The sequence below is a fragment of the Xanthomonas prunicola genome, assembly GCF_002846205.1.
In the GTDB taxonomy this organism is placed as follows: Bacteria; Pseudomonadota; Gammaproteobacteria; order Xanthomonadales; family Xanthomonadaceae; genus Xanthomonas; species Xanthomonas prunicola.
The window spans coordinates 175779-195187 of the sequence record NZ_PHKV01000003.1; the positions used below are offsets into that span (position 1 = coordinate 175779).

The window sequence follows — 19409 nt, forward strand, 5'->3', positions numbered from 1 at the left end:
GGGTTGCGATGCAGCGATGAATCAGTGCAGCCGTGGCAGGTGATGCGTAGTCGCCGGGCAGGCGCGACTGCGCGCAACGTGCGTTGGCGATACCTAATTGGAAGCGGTGCGCTTGTCTGACGCCGGTGCCATGGCCACGGTCTTGGCATCGACCGGCATGCCCGGCATGAAGATCTTCTGCACGCCATCGATCACCACGCGGTCGCCGGCGGCCAGGCCACTGCGCACGATGCGCAGACCATCGGCACTGCGGCCGAGCTCCACATCGCGGCGCTGCGCCTTGCCGTCCTTGTCCACCACATAGACGTACTTGCGGTCCTGGTCGGTCAGCACGGCCTTTTCATCGACCAGCATGGCCTTGAACTGGCCGCTGCCTAACAACTGCACGTGCGCATACAACCCCGGCGTGAACTGCCGCTGCGCGTTATCCAGTACCGCGCGGACGCGGATGGTGCCGGTGCTACGGGTCACCTGGTTGTCCAGGAAATCCACGCGCCCGGTATGCGGGAAGCCCTGCTCGCCAACCAGCCCGATCCGCACCGGCAACTCGCCGCCACGTGCGTCCGGGCGCTCGCCGTTGCGGGCCATTTGCGAGTAGCGCAGGAAGGTGCCTTCGTCTGCATCGAAATAGACGAACACCTTGTCCAGCGACACCAGGGTGGTCAGCACACTGGCGCTGTCGCCGGCCGTGACCAGGTTGCCGGCGGTGACCATCGCACGCCCGGCGCGGCCGTCGATGGGAGCGCGCACGCGGGTCCAATCCAGGTTGAGCTTGGCGGTGTCCACTGCGGCCTGGGCGGCCTGCAGGTCGGCGTCGGCCTGATCGGCGGCAGCGCGGCGCTGCTCCCAGGTTTCGGTCGATATCGCCTGTTGCTCGGACAGTTTGCGCGCGCGTACTGCCTCGCTACGCGCCAGCGTGGCCTGTGTGCGGGCACGGACCAGCGAGGCATTGGCACGCGCGAACTCGGCGCGGTAGCTACGCTCGTCGATGGTGAAGAGCACATCGCCCTTCTTCACTTCGGCGCCTTCGGTGTAGTTGACCTTGTCGATATAGCCGGACACGCGTGGACGCAATTCGACGCTTTCCACCGGCTCGATGCGGCCGCTGAATTCGTCCCACTGGCTGATCTCCTTCATCAACACGGGCGCGACGCTGACGCTGGGCGGCGGGGGTGCGCCGGTCTCGGCGGCCTTGCTGCCGCAGCCGGCGAGCACCACTGCGAGCACGGCGCCCGCCAACGCGGTACGCAAGGGAAAACGGAACGGGGTGGCGTTCGTGGTCATGGGGAAATCTCTCGGGTGGGGATGGGGAATTGCAGACCGGCCAGCCGGCTCGCCGACGGTGCGGCCGGCGGGCGACGACTGACGGTCACGATGGCTTGTCCGGGCTGGCCAGGCCCGGCAATGAGGGAAACAGCGGCGCGACCGACATCGATGGCGCGGATCCATTCCGGACACGCGTCCTTGGCGCGGCCGGGGGTACACACCGGCTGCTCGACCGACAGCAGATGCACCCGGACGCCCAACGGCTTGGCTTCCTCGTGCAACACCTGCGCGAGCATGCGGGTGGCTGAGGCCGCAACCGAGCGGTCGCCATGCGCCGACCAGGCACGCAGCGCACACGGGCTACCGAGCAACAGGTAGCGGCCACCGCCATCGGCCTCGGCCAGCAGCGGCAGCAGATGGCGGGCGGCAGCCAGATGCGGCAGCACGTCGCGCTCCAGGCGGCGACGCAGGGCGGCCACCGGCCGATCCAGCAGACGTCCGGCCTTGGGCGGGCTACCCAGGCTGGCGATCACCGCGCCCAGCGGTCGGCGCCGCTGTGCCAGCTCGGTGGCCAGGCGCTGCGCGGACGCATCGTCGGCAACCGATCCCTGGACGATGTCCAGCAACGGCGAGTCGCCATGCTGCGCGCGCAGGGCATCGAGCTTGACGGCGTCGCGTCCAATCACCACGGTCGGCATGCCGGCGTCGAGCAGCGCGGCAACGATGCCGGCGCCCACATTGCCCGCGCCACCAATGACGGCCGTCTCGGACTGGACCATCCCAATCATGGGACTTTCACTCCCGAGATCGGGACAATTCCGCGCTGCACCCAGTGTGCCGGCAGTCCAGTCCGCTGCGCTGGAGCGCCGCCAGCCTGCCGACGTGGCGAGCTGGAGAATTGGCGCGAAACGCTGCTGTGAGACCGATTTCCGACGGAAACCACCGGATCAAAGGCACTTTCGATGGCATTGCGGGACCTGGAGGACAAGCCGAAAACATCGCACAACCACATGGCCGTGCTCCTGCGTAGAAGGGATGCCGCATAAGCTAGGCCTCAAAGCAGCACTTGATTAGTCCGGATTTAGGGGAATAATCGTCCCGCAAGCGGTCTAATCCCTCCTGACCCCGGAAGGCAGTCCCATGACACACGATCTCAACGACACCTTGATCTTCGTCAAGGTGGTCGAACAAGGCAGCTTCATCGCTGCCGCCAACGCGCTTGGGTTGCCCAAGACCACCGTCAGCCGCAAGGTGCAAGAACTGGAAACCCGGCTGGGCGCGCGCCTGTTGCACCGAACGACGCGCCGCATCGGCCTGACCGAAGCAGGCTCGGTGTACCACGAGCATTGCCAGCGCATCGCCCGCGAACTGGAAGAAGCCGAAAGCGCGGTGGGGCAATTGCAATCCGGTCCGCGCGGCTGGTTGCGTTTCACCGTGCCGTATTCGCTGGGCATTACCTGGATCGCGCCATTGCTGGGCGAATTCCATGCGCAATATCCGGAAATCCAGTTGGACATGCATCTGGGCAACGAGAAGTTGGATCTCATCGGCGGCGAAGCCGATCTGGCTTTGCGCGTCGGTGCGCTGCCCGATTCCAATCTGGTCGCACGCAAGCTCGGCAGCCTGCGCACGCAGGTGTTCGCCAGTCCGTCGTATATCGAACGCTATGGCGAGCCGCTGCATCCGGACGAATTGCAATTCCATCGCACGCTGGCGTTGCGCAAGAACCGCAATGTGCACAACAACCGCTTTTTCTGGTCGCTCAGCGACGGCAGCGATGTGCGCGATTTCCCGGTCAATCCACTGATGGTGGCCAATGACCCGGCCGCGCTCAACGGCGCAGTGCTGTGCGGCGAAGGCTTGTTGCTGACCGGCGACGTGATGGCCAAACCCTTCGTGCAATCGGGGCTGGTGCGCCGCGTACTGGCTGGTTGGACGGGGCCGGAAGTGGACTTCAACGCGGTATTCGCCGGCGGCCGCCTGGTATCGCCGAAAGTGCGCGCGTTCGTGGACTTCTTGGTGACGCGCATGAACTTCGACGCGGACTACATGATGGCGCAGTGTCCGGCCCGTCTGGCCGCACAGAAAGCCGACAACGATGCGAAAGTCGAAGTGGGCGCAGAAGCGGAACTGCGCGCCGAAGGCAAGCGCATTCTGGAAGACGTCACGGCGTAGTACCGAATCGAATGCACCGACGGTGTCAGCCGTCTGGCGCAGGCCGTCCGTTCAGCGATGCAGCTCTGTGAGTGCATCTCTGTCACCACATGGCGTGCAGCCGACGACAGCTCGGTACTTTGCAGACGATCTCACTGTGCTGACTGGTGAGTTGGAAAAGATTGAGGCGTCATCCGTAGTGTCATTGGCTGCGATCACCTGATGCGCGCAAAAGCCGAATTGGCCTGGCGTACGGTGCCCTCGCCGCTCGCGGGACACGCCGTAAACGCATCTATCGGGGCTCGTTGGCGGCATCCATGCCGCCAACGGTCCCGCAATCGGCGTGGACACCACACCAGCACGTTGGTCGTTGCTTCGAGAAAAACTGCTCGTGCTACGAAGCGATGGTGAAGCTTCTTGATTGGGCACAGCGAACTGGCCGCAACTCGCCACTAGCCAGCGACCGTCGCTTCATCAACGCACCGACCATCGTGACTGGTCCTTGCCCGCTCACCGTCGCGGGACCCTTGGCGGCATGGAGGCCGCCAAGGAGCCTATAAGGACGGACTTGTGGCGTGTCCTGCGATGGTGGGCGGGCAAGGGCCCTGCAGCAACACTCAGATGCGCAGTTCTGCAGACGCACCAGCCGATGACGCGAGAAGGGCCGAAACCTCACAACCGTGCACACCAGCCGCTCTAAACCGAAGCGATTGGCTTAGCTGCTCTTGATCACACACCATGCGGAAAAAAACAGGCCGCTTTCGCGGCCTGTTTTCAGTACATCAGCACATCCCGGGTGAGTCATCCGACTCGCCACGATTCACTGCATCACACTCAACGCATGCCGGTAGTGCTGGCCGCGCCTTCGGCACGCAACGGAATCAGACGGATTTCGACACGACGGTTCTTCGCGCGGCCGGCATCGGTGGTGTTGTCGGCAATCGGATAACGCTTGCCCGCGCCCATGGTTTCCATGCGCTCGCGCTGCACACCCTGCGCGGTCAGGTACTGCGCCACTGCCCCGGCGCGTTCTTCGGACAAGCGCTGATTAACTGCATCGCTGCCGACGCTATCGGTGTGCCCAACCACTTCCACCATGGTCTGGTTGTACTCGCGCAGCGTGGAGGCCACGCCGTTCAGCGCGGTATAGAACTCCGGCTTCAATGCAGACTTGCCGAAGTCGAAGGTGATGCCGTCCGGCAGGTTCAGGCTGATGTTGTCGCCCTGACGCTGTACTTCGATACCGGTGTTGGCGGTGCGCTCGCGCAACGCGCGCTCCTGGCGATCCTGGTACTGGCCGATTGCCGCGCCGCTCAGCGCACCGATACCGGCGCCGACCATGGCGTGCTGACGACGCTCGGTGGCGCTGTCGCCGGTGAGCAGGCCTGCAGCCACACCAATCGCGGTACCGATCAGCGCATTGCGGCCGGTCCGATTCTGCTGTTGCGTCTGGTCGCCATACTGATCGCGCTGTACGTACGAGCCGCCGGTGGCGCAAGCGGACAGCGCAATCGCGCTGGCCAGGGCAACGGAAAGACTCTTGGTGGCTGCTGGGGACATGGTGTTCTCCTATGGCCGGACCATCCGGCACTCAATCGTGTGCGCGAGGATAAACAGCCCCACGCGACTGCCGCATGATGAAAAGCGCCGCACCACCCGCGCAGCGGGCATGCCATTCAGGAAAACGTTTTCGGCGTGGACACGCCACAAGTGCGCCATCGCATTCGCCCGCGCATGCGCATGCGCGGCAATACACGCGCACGCTGCCCCGTACCAACTCTTCAGGCAACGCGGCGTGCGCTGTAGAAACAGGCACACACGCATCAATCAGCTGCGACTACGCGCGCGATTTTGCATAGGCTGCCAGCGCCGCGTCGCGTCCCTCGGCTAGGCCAATGATCGGTGTGCGCGGGTACTCTGGTGCGAAGCGTGCGAGCGACAACGGATGCAACCAGGGCGCGAAGCGTTCTTTCACCGCAAGCTTGCCCAGCTCGGGCACCCAACGCGTGATGTAAGTTGCTTGCGGATCGAATTTTTCCGCCTGCGTCACCGGGTTGAACACGCGGAAATAGGGCGCTGCATCGGCGCCGGTGCCGGCCACCCACTGCCAGCCCAGCGTGTTGTTGGCCAGGTCCGCATCCACCAAGGTGTCCCAGAACCAGCGCGCGCCTTCGATCCAGTGGATGCGCAGATGCTTGCACAAAAAACTGGCGACAATCATGCGCACACGGTTGTGCATCCAACCGGTGTGCCAGAGCTGACGCATGCCGGCGTCGACGATCGGAATGCCGGTACGACCACGTTGCCAGGCCTGCAACGCAACCGGATCGACCTTCGCCCAGTCGAATCCTTCGAAGCGCGGATTGAGATTCTGGTTGGTGGTGTCCGGAAAGTGATGCAGCAGGTGATACGCAAAATCGCGCCAGCCCAGCTGGCGGATATAGCCATCGATTTCCGCGCCATTGCGCGCATTGCGATGCGCTTCAAGGGTGCTGGCAATGCGCCAGGGCGCGATCTCGCCGAAGTGCAGATGCGGCGAAAGTTGCGAGGTGCCAACACGATCGGGACGGTCGCGGTTTTCGCGATACCCCGATAGTGCCCCATCGATGAAGATCTCCAGCATTTCGTGCGCGCCGGCTTCACCGGGCTGCCAGTGCTCCCAGAAGCCCTGGTCCCAGCTCAAGTTCGGCACCAACTGCAGCGTGTCGAGTGCAGCTGTCTTCAACGTCGCAGGCAGCGGCGGCAGGCTGCGCGGCGCAGGCACTGCGGCGGGCAACTGCAGCTGCGTCAGCGCATTGCGCCAGAACGGCGTAAACACCTTGTACGGGCCACCCTGCTGCGTGGACAGCTGCCACGGCTCGAACAGCAACGCGGAGTTGCAGCTCTGTGCCTGGATCCCGCGCTCGCGCAATTCACGTTTGATCTGCGCATCGCGCGGCTGCGTGGCCGGCTCGTATTTGCGGTTCCAGTACACCGCCACCGCGCCAGTTTGCGCGATCACCTCATCCAGCACCTGCGCACTGTCGCCAGTCCGAATGACCAGGCGACTGCCACGCGCTTGCAGTGCATCATCCAGCGCTGCAAGCGAGCGATGCCGCCAGGTGCGCGATGCGGCGCCGGGCCTCCATTGGCCTTCTTCGTGCGGTGCGTCGATGTACAACGCAATCGGGTGATGCCCGGCATCGAGTGCGGCACGCAAGGCCGGGTTGTCCTCCAGACGCAGATCGCGACGGAACCAGACGATGGCGTATGACATACGAACTCGGCAGCGAACGATGAGGCTGGGCAGCATATGCCAGCGGGCGCAACGATGGCGCGATGCCGGGCGACGGATGGCCGCCCAGCGGGTCCACTGCGCTTACTCGAAACTGCCCACCGAGTCGTGCGCCAGATTGTCGAACCGGGTGTACTCACCGAAGAACTTGAGCTTGCACGCCCCGGTCGGACCACCGCGGTGCTTGCCGATGATGATCTCGGCCAGGCCCTTGTCCGGCGAATTTTCCTTGTTGTAGTAATCGTCGCGGTAGATGAAGACGATCATGTCCGCGTCCTGCTCGATCGCGCCGGATTCGCGCAGGTCGGCCATCACCGGGCGCTTGTCGGTGCGGGTTTCCAGCGAGCGGTTGAGCTGCGACAACGCGATCACCGGCACGTTGAGTTCCTTGGCCAGGCCCTTGAGGCCACGCGAGATTTCCGAGATTTCGGTCGCGCGGTTTTCGCTGTTGCCCGGCACCGACATCAGCTGCAGGTAGTCGATGACGATCAGGCCCAGGTCGTGTTCGCGCTTGAGCCGGCGGCATTTGGAACGCAACACTTCCGGCGAGACACCCGGGGTGTCGTCGATGAAGATCTTGGTTTCCTTGAGCATCTTGATCGCGCCGGTCACGCGCGCCCAATCCTCGTCTTCCAGTGCACCGGTACGCAGGCGCTGCGCATTGATGCGGCCATTGGAAGAGATCAGACGCATCGCCAGCTGCGAGGCCGACATTTCCATCGAGAACACCGCCACGCCCTTCTTGGACTTGATCGCGGCGTATTCGGCGATGTTCAGCGCAAAGGTGGTCTTGCCCATCGCCGGACGCGCGGCCAGGATGATCAGATCGGTCGGCTGCAGGCCGGCGGTCATCGCATCGAAATCGGTGTAGCCAGTCGGTAATCCGGTGATATTGCCGCCATTTTCGAAGCGATTACGCAGTTCTTCGAAGGCGTCCTTCAAGGCACCCGGCATCGCGACGAAGTCGGTCCGCCCGCGCGCGCCGGCTTCGGCGATCTTGAACACCGCCTTTTCCGCAGCCGACAGCAGCTCCACGCTCTCGCGGCCCTCCGGCTGAAAGCCGTCGTTGACGATGGTGGTGCCTACTTCGATCAACTGCCGCAGCACCGCCTTGTCGCGCACGATCTCCGCATACGCGGCGATGTTGGCCGCCGACGGCGTGGTGCTGGCCAGCTCGATCAGGTAGGCGCCATCGCCCACCTGCTCCAGCTTGCCCTGCGATTCGAACCACTCGCCCAGGGTCACTGCATCAAACGGGCGGTCTTTCTCGTTCAACTCGCGAATCGCGCGGTAGATCAACCGATGGTCACGTCGGTAGAAGTCGTTTTCGGTGAGCTGGTCGTTGACGCGGTCGAACGCGTCCGGCGCCAGCATCAAGCCCCCCAGCACGGCCTGCTCGGCCTCGACCGAATGCGGCGGCAACCGCAACTGGTCAATCCGCGGCTCGGGACGATCGTAATCGTCGTCATCGCGATCGCGATTGCGCTTGGAACGGAAACCAGGACGAGCGGACATGGACAAACACACCTGACGCGGGGAGACGAGGGCAGGAAGCATAGTCACCGACGGCGCCGACGACCATGCACAACTCTGTGGATAACTGATGTATAGCCGGTGTATCAGCGTTCTACGCGCCGGTCGTCGCAGATGCCGAGACCCTTGTGCCGCCTGGATTTCTACCCCTCCACCAGGCCCAGCAGGACGCCGCCCGCGAGTGCGGCGCCGCTGTGGTCAACTCAGCGCTTGAGCTGCCCGATCAGGCCCAGGAACTGGTCGATGAAGCCCTGCAGGAACTTGCGGCTGTCGGCGTTGGCGATCTGGTCGCCGGGCCCGAACAGGCCGTCCTTGTACTGCAGGAACACCTCTGGCTGACCAAGCACGTGCATGTTCAGATACGCCAGCACGTTGCGCAGATGCTGCTGCGCAGTAGCAGTGCCGATGGCGCCGACCGAGATGCCGACCACCGCCGCCGGCTTGCCGGAAAATGCGCTATCGCCATAGGGGCGCGAGCCGGTGTCGATGGCGTTCTTGAGCACGCCGGGAATCGAGCGGTTGTATTCGGGGGTCACGAATAGCACCGCATCAGCAGCGCGGATCTGCTGCTTCAGACGCGTGCCTTCGGCCGGGTAATCGCCATCGCGGTCCTGGTTGTACAGCGGGATATCGCCGATTTCCAGGTACTCGAACACGGCCTTGTCGCCGGCCAGATGCTCCAGCGCACGCGCCAGCTGACGGTTGTACGACTCTGCGCGCAGGCTGCCGACCAGCACGGCAATGGTGAGCTTGCTCATGGGAATCTCCGTGAAAAACAAGGACCCACCCTACCCAGCCCGATGCTCAGAGCTGGTGAAACCTCGCCGGCATCGGCGGCCCAAGCGCCAGTGGATGCACGCGGCGGCGTCTGCGCGCACAAGCGGCTAGAACCCACTGCCACCCTGTGTCCACACCGCAACGCCACGCGTCAGCGCGTTATGGCGGCCCGCTGTGCGCGCCAGTGCGCCTGCCAGGCCTGGAACATCAGCACCGTCCACAGGTGCGTATGCCATTTGCGCTCGCCACGGTTGAAGTCGCGCCACAAGCCAGCCACGGTGTCGGCAGCGAACACGCCCTCGCGCTGCAGCGCGCCGTGTGCCAGCAGATCGTCCGCCCAGCCGTGCAGATCGCCGCGCAGCCATGCACTGACCGGCGCACCGAAGCCGCGCTTGCCGCGGTACACCATCGCGTCCGGCAGGTAGCGGCATAGCACGCGCTTGAGCAGATATTTGCTGACCCCATCGCGGTACTTCAGCGACAGCGGCAACGACCAGGCGAATTCGGCCACGCGCCAGTCCAGCAGCGGCGCGCGCGCTTCCAGCCCCACCGCCATGGTGGTGCGGTCCACCTTGCACAGCAGATCGTCGGGCAGGTACGCAGCGAAGTCGGCCAGCATCATCGCGTCCGCCGGGGTGCCGGACCCATGCAGCGGGTCAGCCAAGCTGTAGAAACTGTCGGGTTCGGTCGCCCCCAGCACCACCGCAGCCGGGTCGCGCCAGCGCGAAATGCGGTTGCGGTAAATATCCCCGATGCCGCGCGCGCCGGCCTCGGCCACCAGCGCAGCCAACCCACCGGTGCGCGAGGATTCGCCATTGCTGCGCGCTGCCACCGCCATCAGGCGACGCAGCGGGCCAGGTACCAGGCCATGCATGCGCCAGTTACGCAGCGCACGTTGATAGCGGCCATAGCCGAAGAACAATTCGTCGCCGCCGTCACCGGACAGCGCCACCGTCACCCCGCCACGCGCCAGCCGTGCCACCAACGCAGTCGGTACTTGCGAGGCATCGGCGAAGGGCTCGTCGAACATGTCCGGCAAGCTCGGCACCACCGCCAGCGCATCAGCGCCGCTGACATAGAGTTCGGTGTGGTCGGTGTGCAGATGCGTGGCGACTTCGCGCGCCAGCGGCGCTTCGTCGTGATGCGAACCTTCGAAGCCAATGCTGAAGGTGTGCACCGGCTGCGCACTCTGCGCCTGCATCATCGCGGTGACGATGGACGAATCGGTACCGCCGGAGAGGAATACGCCTACCGGCACGTCGGCCACCATGCGCAAGGCCACCGCATCGCGCAACACGCTATCCAACTGCTCTTCGGCCTGCGCGTCGCTGCCGGTGAACGGCGCGGCGAGCGCGCGTTGCATCGCCTCGCGAGCGTTCCAGAACGGTTGTTGCACCTGATCGGGACGATGGGCGGCAGCGCCAGCCGCCACAGCCTGCGCATCCATGCGCAGCACACGGCCAGGCATCAACTTGAAGGTCTGCTCGTGGATGCAGGCCGGCGCCGGGATGTAGCCCAGCCGCAGCAGCAGCGTGAGCGCATTGCGGTCGACGCCGTTGTCGAAATCCGGGTGCTGCCACAAGGCCTTGAGTTCGGAACCGAACACCAAGGTGTCGCCGGCCCACCCGTAGTAGAGCGGCTTCTTGCCGACGCGGTCGCGCGCCAGGAACAGGCAGTTGTCGCGCTCATCCCACAACGCAATGGCGAACATGCCGTTGCAACGGGTCAGCGTGTCCTCCAGGCCCCACTCCACGACGGCCGCCAGCAACACTTCGGTATCGGAGTGGCCGCGGAAGCGATGCCCGAGCGCGGACAGTGCCGCGCGCAGCTGCGCAAAGTTATAGATCTCGCCGTTGTACGCCAGCATGTAGCGGCCATCAGCCGAGCGCATCGGCTGATGGCCGAGCGGCGACAGATCAAGAATGCTCAAGCGCTGATGCGCCAGCGCCACACCCGCCTGCGCATCGCACCAGGTGCCAGCATCGTCCGGGCCACGATGGCGCAAAGCGGCGCCCATCGGCCGCACCAGCGCATCGAGCTGTTCGCCATGCAGACGCGGCGAAGCCAGCAACAGTCCTGCCAATCCGCACATCGTCAGTGCTCCTGCCTGCCGGCAATGGCGACTAGCCGGGCGTCGCCGACACGCGTCACGCGCAGCGCGCGCAAGCGCATTGCCAATGCCGATGAAAGAAAGGACAGCCCAGAGTTCGCCAAGTGCGCAGCAGTGCTGCCGACAGCACCGTGCAGGTCGCGCGCACGGCTCATGCCATCACCGACGCAGCTGCCGGCATCGGCACGAAGCGCGGCAGCGCCTGCACGCGTTGCAACCATGCCGTGATCGCCGGCCAGCGCTCCAGATCGAAACCGCCGTCTTCGGCGCAATGGGTGTACGCGAACAGCGCAATATCGGCGATGCCGTAATCGCTGCCGGTGAACCAGGCGTGCTCCTGCAGGTCCTGTTCCATCACTGCCAGCGCCTGCTCTCCGCGCCTGCGCAGCTGCGGCAACTCGGCGCGGCGTGCGGCATCGCGCGGCGTCCACAGGCTGATGAACCGCGCCACCGCCACATACGGCTCATGGCTGTACTGCTCGAAGAACATCCAGCTCAGCGCCTGCGCGCGCTGCCACGCGTCGGTGGGTAGATACGGGGTGCCTTCGGCCAGCCAGAACAGGATGGCGTTGGATTCGGTCAACACCCGACCGTCGTCGCGTTCGACCATCGGCACCTTGCCGTTGGGATTCTTGGCCAGGTACTCGGGCGTGCGGGTCTGCCCGGCCACGCTATCCACTTCCACCCAGTGGTAGCGGCTGCCCAGCTGTTCCAGCAGCAGGCGCACCTTGTAGCAATTACCGGAACTGGACATGCCATGGACAGTCAGCGGGGGACGCACGGTCGACATCTAGCTGGCTCCGCGGCAGCAACGAGGGGCTGGCAGTGTCACAGCCCGGCGTGCCTTTGCAAAGCCCTGCATGCAGCAGTGGCACGCCGATGCCACGCTTGCGTGCGCTGCCGCGCAGAGCGCGTTCAGGCCAATGCCGCCACCGCCACCGGCACACTCAACACGGCGATCAGGATGCCCAGTGCCGAAACCGTCAGCGCCCAGGCACCGAATGCGCGCGTACGCGCACAGCCGCTAGCGGCAGCCACCGCCTGCACTGCGCAGACCGACCACCACAGCGCGCCCAGCATCAGCAGCAAGACGCACGTCGCCAGCTGCGCCATGCCGGCCGGATCGGTCGCGCCGGTGCGCAGCAACGCCACTTGGCCCTTGAGCGCGACCACCGACGCCAGCAGGCACACCAGCCACGGCAAGGCGCAGCCCGCCATCGCCGGCAACACGTGCGTGAGCTGCGTGCCGCTGCCCATCCAGCGCAAGATCTGCTTGAGCAGCACGCATCCCAGCAGGGCGATTGCCACGACCACGATGATGCCACCGGCCTTGGCCCACCATGGCAGCGCGTGCAGCCACACCCATGCCGACAGCAGCGTGGTCGCCGCGAACGCGGCCCAGGCGCTCCACCGCAGCCCAGCGTGCTGCGGCATCCGTATCACCGTGGCATAGGGATCGAACATGATTCCGCCCAGCCCACCACCGCGCCACCAGAGCAGGCACGCCACCAGTAGCACCACCAAGGCGATCAAACCGGCCAGCGGGTAGCTGAGCGCGCGCCAGTCGGGCGGCTGCGCGCGTCGTTGCGGCTTGAGATCGTGATTGAAGTACAGCAGGTCGCGCGCGCGCTCCATGTCGGCCGCAGCACGCGCCACGCCGTTGGCCGGAATACGGTCGGTGAAGCGCTGCCACTCGCCCACGATGACCATCTTTCCGTCGCGCATCGCGATGCTGCGCGAAAAGCGGAACCACGGGTTGGCGATCACTTGCGTGTCCGCTTCTACCTGCGTCGCCGGGTCGCTGTGCACACGCACGGTCTGCCGCGCCAGCCGCGGGCCGCCCAGCGCCAGCGGGCTCTTACGCGCTTGCTTGGGTAGCGCATCCATCCACTCGCCGAGCTGGAACAATGGGAAGCCCAGTTCATCGCCCTCTTTCGCCGGCCACTCCAACCGGTAGGCCTCATGCGTGCGCACATTCAGCGGGTCGGAATCATCGATGCTCGGCACGCTGACCTGCGTCAGCGCGGTGTAATACTGCTGCATGAAGTCCAGATAGCGCTCGCCCACCGTCTGCGCACCATCGTCGTCGAAGCTGCTGGCGACACGCTCGCCGCGGCCCTGGCGATAGATGGTGTCCACCGTGAAGCTCGCCCAGCGCTGCGGCTTGCGCAGCGAAACGGTGACTTCTTCGTTCACTTCGATTTGCGGCAACGCGGGCATCGGCGCTGGCACCTCAACCAACGTGCCCTGCCCTGCAATCACCGGCAGGCCGCGCACGAACGGCAGCGGCCGGCGTTGCGCCAACGGACCGTCTTCGCGGTCGCGCGTGGCATCTACCCACACCTCGCCCTGCGGCAGATGCGCGCGCACCACCACGTGATCGAATGCGTACGGACTGGGTAGCCGCTTCTCCAGCCCGTGGCCCTTGTCGCTGTTGACCAGCACCGGCTCTGCGCGGATGCCGGCCAATTGCAGCAGTGCGATCAGCAGCGTCGCCTTGTCCTTGCAGTCGCCGTAGCGGTTACGCAGCGTCACTTCGGGCGCGTGCGGGGCGTGCGAGTTTTCGCCCATGTCCAGGCCGACGTAGCGGATCTCGCCCTGCACAAATGCCACGGCACGCAGCAGCGCATCCTGCGGGTCGTCGCTGCGCAGCTTCAGGCTCTGCACCATCCTGGCGGCCACCTGCGCGTCCTTGAACGAGCCCGGATAGAGCTGTGCCGCCCAGGTAGCCACCGTACCCCAGCTACCGGCAGTGGACACTTCAATCAACCCATAGGGGTCGACATCCTCCGGCGTGTCTTTTTCCTCCTGCACCGCCGCGACGTTGCTCGCGCCGATGTTCAACAGCGTCACCCCATCGGCCGTGCGCACATTGCGGCCAAAATCCGGCGCGCTGATACGCCACTGCAGCGACATGGTGGCGGGATAGCGCACACGCACCCGGCGCTCGCCCAGCGGCACGCCGTAGCGCGCTTCGAACACGTCGTAATAGCCTTTGCCGAACACCGGATTGCTGCCGCTGATGGTCACGCCATAGTCGACACGGTCACCCACGCGTAGATCCGGCAAGGTGATCGACAGCGTCAGCGCGCCATCGATCAACCCACTCTCCAGGCCGCTTTCGCGCCGCAATCTGGCGTAATGCGCCTGGGTGCGCATGTCGATGCGCTTGCCGGCGCGCCAGACATCCAGGCTGTTGAGTTCCAGCTGCTGGTATTGCGGCTGATAGTCGATGGAAATCTGCCCGGCTTCCTCCAGGCTTTTGGCGCGCTGCACGGTGTAACTGAGCCGGCGGTAGACTTGCGGCACGCTGCCGGTCAGATCGACCTGGTCGGACACCAGCTCATAGCGCAGCCCAGTGGCGCCAGGCACGCTGTCGGGCACGGCATCGGCCACCACCCACGCCGGCGTCGGCGCCATGCGTGGCGCCTCGTTGGCCTGCGCTGGCGCGATTGCCATGCCGGCGAGCGAACACACGGTCCAGAAAACGCCGCGCAGGCGTCGCATCCCATCCTTGCTGATCAATCACTCACTCCTCGTCAAAACGCATTGAGTCCTGTCAGCGCACGTCCCACCACCAGCTGATGCACGGTTTCGGTGCCCTCGTAGGTGATCACCGACTCCAGGTTCAGCGCATGCCGGATCGCCACATGCTCTGTGGTGATGCCGGCCGCACCGAGCAGGTCGCGGCATTCGCGCGCCACATCCAGCGCCATACGGCAATTATTCCATTTTGCCAGCGAGATCTGTTCCGTCCGCAGCCTACCGGCTTCCTTCAAGCGGCCTAGCTGCAAGGCGAGTAGCTGGGCGGTGGAAATCCGCCGTGCCATGTCGGCCAATTTGATCTGCGCGCTCTGCGTGGCCGCCAGCGGCCGGCCGAACAGGATGCGCTCACCTGCGTAGGCCAGCGCCTCGCGCAGGCACGCCACTGCCGCGCCGATCGCGCCCCAGGCGATGCCGTAGCGCGCCTGGTTGAGGCAACTCAGTGGCGCCTTCAAACCGGCCGCCTCCGGCAGCCGCATTTGCTCCGGCACGAACACGTTGTCCAGGAATAGGCCCGAGGTAACCGACGCACGCAGGCTCATCTTGTGGCTGATGTCGTGCGCGCTGAAGCCGGCGCTGTCGGTCTCGACCAAAAAGCCGCGTATGCCATCGTCGGTGTGCGCCCAGATGATCGCCAGCCCGGCAATGCTGCCGTTTGTGATCCACATCTTGGCGCCGTTCAAGCGCCAGCCGTCGCCCTCGCGCACCGCGCGCGTCGTCATCGCGGCAGGATCCGACCCGCCCTGCGCCTCGCTCAGGCCGAAGCAACCGATCACCCGGCCGGCGGCCATCTGCGGTAGCCAGCGTTGCCGCTGTTGGTCGCTGCCATAGGCGTGGATGGGATACATGCACAACGAAGACTGCACGCTGACGAAGCTGCGCAGCCCGCTGTCGCCACGCTCCAGCTCCTGGCAGATCAGTCCGTAAGACACCGCGCCCAGACCCGCACCGCCATCGTGTACCGGCAGACTGGCGCCCAGCAACCCTAATTCCGCCAGTTCCGGAATCCACTCGCGCGGGAAGCGCCCGGCATCGAAGGCGTCGCCGATCGCCGGCACCACCCGCGTGTCGGTAAAACGCGCTACCGCCTCCTGCACCGCCCGCTCTTCGTCGGTGAGCAGCGCGCGTACGTCGAACAGGTCATCAGGGCGCACCGGCATGTTGGCTTCCATCGCAAGCGAAAGCAGTGATTATCTGCCAGTTGCCGGCCGAACATCGCGGTGCCGGTCGGCCCGGGGGATGGCACAAACGAAAAGAGCCGGCAATGCCGACTCTTTTCTCATCACTGCGCTACCTGCGCGTCGCTTCTGCTTACCCGTTACTGCCGGGTGCTCAAACCATCCTGACGCACGTTGGAGTCGCCCGCCGTCGATGCCATCTGCGTCACCAGCTGACCATCGACAACCGGCAGACGGTCGCTCGCCGGCTTGTCGTTCATGCGCACGGTCTTTTCGAAACCGTCGTAGCGGTAGGTGACGTCATAGGCCACCACGTTGTCGGCATCGCCCAGCGAAATACGCTCGCCCGGCTTGCTGTCCATGCGCATGGTGCCGGTGGTGCCATCGGCATTGCGGTAGGTCACGTCGTAACCGACCACACGCGAGGACTGCGAGTTGGCATTTTCGGTATGGCACTGACGCTCGGTGCGGTCGACCACGCGGCCGCCGACGTGGTTGCGGTCGATGCGATTACCGATGAAGCCACCGCCCACCGCGCCTGCGGCGGTCGCCAGCTTGCGCCCGTTGCCGCCGCCGACCTGGTTGCCGATCAGGCCACCGATGACCGCACCGGCCACGGTGCCGCCGACATTGCCATCACGCTCGGGCAGACGTTCCTGCACCACCACATCGCGACACACTTCGCGCGGCGAGGTGCTTGTGGTGGTTTCGCGGATGGCGTTGCTATTAATCACCTGCGCGTACTGCGGCTCACGCTGGGTGATCGGAGCCACCTTGACCACGTCGGCATATTCCAGGCCACGGGGCGCCGGCTGGCCATTGGCCACGAAGTCGCCGGACGACGGACGGTTATTCATGAAAGCGGCAGTGGCCACTCCTCCGACCAGCAAGGCACCAGCAGCGACCAGTATAGTTGTCGTATTGCTCTTCATAACCAGCTCCCTGCGGACGTACCGCGTTGTTGACGGCCGTGATTCCAGCATGGGAAGCCTGAACGAAAACGCCCTCACTCATGAACGCGACGGTTAAGTTCAGCTAGCGGTTACTTCATGCATCTCTAACAGCCGGAGCACTCGCATGCGAAATCCCCTCACCGCACGCGCCCTGAATTGGGCCAGCACGCTGCGTTATCCCACCTTGTTCAAGCTAGCCGCCGCGCTGTTTCTGGTGGACTTGGTCATCCCAGACCCGATCCCGTTCCTGGACGAATTGCTGTTCGGCCTGACCACACTGCTGCTGGCCAACTGGAAAACCCGCAAGTCACCATTGCCGGCACCGGTGCGCCGCGACTGATGCAACTGATCGACAGCCACTGCCATCTGGACGCAGGCGAATTCGACCACGACCGCGCTGCGGTGATTGCGCGCGCGCAGGCCGCGGGGGTCATGCAGCAAGTACTGCCGGCGATCACCGCTGCCAGCTGGCCGGGTCTGCGCGCGGTCTGCACGCAAGCGCCCGGCCTCTACCCTGCCTATGGCCTGCACCCGCTGTTTCTGGATCAACACCGCCCAGCGCATCTGGAGTTGCTGGCCGATTGGATCGAACGCGAGCGGCCGTGCGCGATCGGCGAGTGCGGTCTGGATTTTTTCGTCGACGGGCTGGATGCACAGGCCCAGCGCGACTACTTCGACGGCCAGCTGCAGCTGGCCAAGCGCTTCGACCTGCCGCTGATCGTGCATGCGCGCCGCGCCACCGAGGAAGTCATTGCCCGCATCAAGGCGGTGGGTGGCCTGCGCGGTGTGGTGCACAGCTTTGCCGGCAGCCCCGAACAGGCGCAGCAGTTGTGGAAACTGGATTTCATGATCGGCCTGGGCGGCCCGGTGACCTACCCCCGCGCCAATCGCCTGCGCGGGCTGGTGGCCGGCATGCCGCTGCAATACCTGCTGTTGGAAACCGATGCGCCGGATCAACCCGACGCCAGCATCCGCGGCCAACGCAACGAACCGGCGCGCCTGCGCACGGTGCTGGATTGCATCGCCGAACTGCGCGGCGAAGAGTCTGCGCACATCGCTGCGCAGACCGCCGCTAACGCGCGCAGCTTGTTCGGTCTACCACACTGAGCGCAGCATGGGCGTCACCGCGGCCGCGTCGTCAACGCGACCGCGCAAGGCGCACGCGACGTTACGCGGCTGCAACCGCCTCGGCCGCCGTCGCCGCCGCGGGGACCTTGGGCTTGAGCAACATTTCCAATGCCTTGCCCACCGCCACGAATGCGAAGGTGCCGGTGATATGCGTGGCCGCGCCCAACCCGGCCCCGCAATCCAGCTTGAGCGTGGCATCGGCATCGAGCTGCGGACGGATGCCGCAGACGCTGCCATCGGCCTGTGGATATTTGACGTTCTCCAGCGAATACACCGCCGGCACACCGAAGTAGCGCTGCGGATTCTTCGGGAAATTGAATTCGATGCGCAGCTTCTTGCGGATCAGCGCCAACATGGCATCGTGCTCGGTGCGCGAAACGTCGCGCACGCGCACCAGGGTGGGATCGGTGCGGCCGCCGGCCGCGCCCACGGTCACCAGCGGCAGCTTGCGCCGCCGGCACCACGCAATGGTTTCCACCTTGACCCGGAAACTGTCGCAGGCATCGATGACCAGATCGAAGTCCTCGCCCAACAGCGTTTCGATATTGCCAGAGGTCAGAAACGCCTCCACCGCATCGGCTTCGATGTCCGGATTGATCGCCACGCAGCGCTCGGCCATCGCACGCGCCTTGTTGCGCCCGTACTGGCCGGCCAGCGCCGGCAACTGCCGGTTGGTGTTGGAAACGCACAGATCATCGGCATCGATCAGGCGGATATGCCCCACCCCGGTGCGTGCCAGTGCCTCGACCACCCACGAGCCCACGCCCCCCATCCCGACGACCGCCACGCGGCACGCCGACAAGCGCTCGACCGTGCCGACTCCATACAGCCGGTCGATACCGGCAAAGCGTTCACGCCATTGTGCTTTCATCAGCCTATTTTACGCGCCTCGGCCAAGGCGCGCCCACGCCGCCACGACGAACGTTGCATCCCAGGAGCCACCGCATGCATGCCCCGCCTCCTAACCAATCCCGCGCGGCCCGTTACGCCTTCATGCTGGTGCTGGGCGGGCTGATCGGCCTAGTCGCCACTGTCATGGTGGCTAACGCGCTGCAGGCGCGGCGCGACCCGGTGCCCGACAGCCTGATGCAGGTCATGGCCTACCAGTTACGCGCGCTGCGACCCGACACAGGTGCTGCCTGTACGCCGTCGCAGCAACTGCGCCGACTGCAATCGCTGCGCCTGCTGGCCGACGAGGTCGAGCCAGCATTTCCTGAGATTGGCGAAGACCGTCGCTTCGGCGAGCACGCACGGGCACTGCGCGCCGCGCTGGATCAGGCGCAGGGTCTGCCGCTGGCCGATTGCAACGCGATAGGCCAAGTACACACCCGCATTTCCGAGGCCTGCGAGGCCTGCCACCGCGACTTTCGCTGAGGTTTCATGAAGACGGCGCTCGGGTTTCGTTAAGCCTGCAGTGAACCAGTTGGCAGACCGTTCACCTGGACCATCACAGGATGACGTCGCCGCGGCCCTGGCCGCCTTTTCGAACCACC

Annotated in this window: 17 protein-coding genes; 4 read left to right on the forward strand and 13 right to left on the reverse strand. The window is 65.2% G+C overall.

All coding sequences use genetic code 11. The features are described 5' to 3' along the window. Positions 1 to 93: 93 nt before the first annotated feature. The 3 genes from XpruCFBP8353_RS10775 to XpruCFBP8353_RS10785 are packed head-to-tail and all read right to left on the reverse strand — an operon-like array spanning position 94 to position 2278. Positions 94 to 1284, reverse strand: a complete 1191-nt coding sequence (locus XpruCFBP8353_RS10775) for an efflux RND transporter periplasmic adaptor subunit (protein WP_101363240.1) — start codon at positions 1282 to 1284, stop codon at positions 94 to 96. After that, positions 1281 to 2054 (reverse strand): SDR family NAD(P)-dependent oxidoreductase, encoded by a 774-nt coding sequence (locus XpruCFBP8353_RS10780; protein ID WP_162301022.1) that lies wholly within the window; start codon positions 2052 to 2054, stop codon positions 1281 to 1283. Before XpruCFBP8353_RS10780 ends, XpruCFBP8353_RS10775 begins: the two co-directional genes overlap by 4 nt. Further along, positions 2051 to 2278 (reverse strand): hypothetical protein, encoded by a 228-nt coding sequence (locus XpruCFBP8353_RS10785; protein ID WP_101363242.1) that lies wholly within the window; start codon positions 2276 to 2278, stop codon positions 2051 to 2053. Before XpruCFBP8353_RS10785 ends, XpruCFBP8353_RS10780 begins: the two co-directional genes overlap by 4 nt. A gap of 128 nt (positions 2279 to 2406) precedes the next feature. Between XpruCFBP8353_RS10785 and XpruCFBP8353_RS10790 the strand changes: the two genes are divergently transcribed. Continuing rightward, positions 2407 to 3441, forward strand: a complete 1035-nt coding sequence (locus tag XpruCFBP8353_RS10790) for a LysR family transcriptional regulator (RefSeq protein ID WP_101363243.1) — start codon at positions 2407 to 2409, stop codon at positions 3439 to 3441. Positions 3442 to 4254: 813 nt separating this feature from the next. On the opposite strand, the gene XpruCFBP8353_RS10800 is transcribed toward XpruCFBP8353_RS10790, so the two are convergent. The 9 genes from XpruCFBP8353_RS10800 to XpruCFBP8353_RS10840 all read right to left on the reverse strand — a co-directional run bounded on the left by XpruCFBP8353_RS10800 (position 4255) and on the right by XpruCFBP8353_RS10840 (position 16767). Continuing rightward, complete coding sequence (locus XpruCFBP8353_RS10800) at positions 4255 to 4980, reverse strand: OmpA family protein (RefSeq protein ID WP_101363245.1); 726 nt, start codon at positions 4978 to 4980, stop codon at positions 4255 to 4257. A 277-nt stretch (positions 4981 to 5257) separates the two neighbouring features. Further along, positions 5258 to 6676, reverse strand: coding sequence for a cryptochrome/photolyase family protein (locus XpruCFBP8353_RS10805; RefSeq protein WP_101363246.1), 1419 nt, complete (start codon positions 6674 to 6676; stop codon positions 5258 to 5260). 102 nt (positions 6677 to 6778) lie between these two features. Then, positions 6779 to 8209 carry a replicative DNA helicase gene (locus tag XpruCFBP8353_RS10810; RefSeq protein WP_101363247.1) on the reverse strand — a complete coding sequence of 477 codons (1431 nt, stop codon included), beginning with the start codon at positions 8207 to 8209 and terminating at the stop codon, positions 6779 to 6781. Positions 8210 to 8430: 221 nt separating this feature from the next. Next, on the reverse strand, positions 8431 to 8985 hold the full coding sequence (locus tag XpruCFBP8353_RS10815) for an NADPH-dependent FMN reductase (RefSeq protein ID WP_101363248.1): 555 nt from the start codon (positions 8983 to 8985) through the stop codon (positions 8431 to 8433). A 170-nt stretch (positions 8986 to 9155) separates the two neighbouring features. Beyond that, a complete protein-coding gene (asnB, locus tag XpruCFBP8353_RS10820) occupies positions 9156 to 11096 on the reverse strand; it encodes an asparagine synthase (glutamine-hydrolyzing) (RefSeq protein WP_101363249.1) in 1941 nt (646 codons plus the stop codon). A 169-nt stretch (positions 11097 to 11265) separates the two neighbouring features. After that, complete coding sequence (locus XpruCFBP8353_RS10825) at positions 11266 to 11904, reverse strand: glutathione S-transferase family protein (RefSeq protein ID WP_101363250.1); 639 nt, start codon at positions 11902 to 11904, stop codon at positions 11266 to 11268. Positions 11905 to 12029: 125 nt separating this feature from the next. Then, positions 12030 to 14573, reverse strand: a complete 2544-nt coding sequence (locus XpruCFBP8353_RS10830; RefSeq protein WP_101363651.1) for a DUF3857 domain-containing transglutaminase family protein — start codon at positions 14571 to 14573, stop codon at positions 12030 to 12032. Positions 14574 to 14653: 80 nt separating this feature from the next. Beyond that, positions 14654 to 15829: an acyl-CoA dehydrogenase family protein gene (locus tag XpruCFBP8353_RS10835; protein ID WP_162301023.1), complete on the reverse strand. Its 1176-nt coding sequence runs from the start codon at positions 15827 to 15829 to the stop codon at positions 14654 to 14656. 146 nt (positions 15830 to 15975) lie between these two features. Continuing rightward, positions 15976 to 16767 (reverse strand): glycine zipper 2TM domain-containing protein, encoded by a 792-nt coding sequence (locus tag XpruCFBP8353_RS10840; RefSeq protein ID WP_101363252.1) that lies wholly within the window; start codon positions 16765 to 16767, stop codon positions 15976 to 15978. 145 nt (positions 16768 to 16912) lie between these two features. Here XpruCFBP8353_RS10840 and XpruCFBP8353_RS10845 point away from each other — a divergent pair, with 145 nt between their 5' ends. Together XpruCFBP8353_RS10845 and XpruCFBP8353_RS10850 are read left to right on the forward strand one after the other, a co-directional pair. Further along, complete coding sequence (locus tag XpruCFBP8353_RS10845; protein ID WP_101363253.1) at positions 16913 to 17128, forward strand: DUF6116 family protein; 216 nt, start codon at positions 16913 to 16915, stop codon at positions 17126 to 17128. After that, positions 17128 to 17895, forward strand: a complete 768-nt coding sequence (locus XpruCFBP8353_RS10850) for a TatD family hydrolase (RefSeq protein ID WP_101363254.1) — start codon at positions 17128 to 17130, stop codon at positions 17893 to 17895. The genes XpruCFBP8353_RS10845 and XpruCFBP8353_RS10850 overlap by 1 nt, the downstream gene beginning before the upstream one ends. A gap of 61 nt (positions 17896 to 17956) precedes the next feature. Here the strand turns inward: XpruCFBP8353_RS10850 and XpruCFBP8353_RS10855 are convergent, their stop codons facing one another. Then, positions 17957 to 18787: a tRNA threonylcarbamoyladenosine dehydratase gene (locus XpruCFBP8353_RS10855; protein WP_101363255.1), complete on the reverse strand. Its 831-nt coding sequence runs from the start codon at positions 18785 to 18787 to the stop codon at positions 17957 to 17959. A gap of 74 nt (positions 18788 to 18861) precedes the next feature. Between XpruCFBP8353_RS10855 and XpruCFBP8353_RS10860 the strand changes: the two genes are divergently transcribed. After that, positions 18862 to 19290 carry a hypothetical protein gene (locus tag XpruCFBP8353_RS10860; protein WP_101363256.1) on the forward strand — a complete coding sequence of 143 codons (429 nt, stop codon included), beginning with the start codon at positions 18862 to 18864 and terminating at the stop codon, positions 19288 to 19290. Positions 19291 to 19409: the final 119 nt, after the last annotated feature.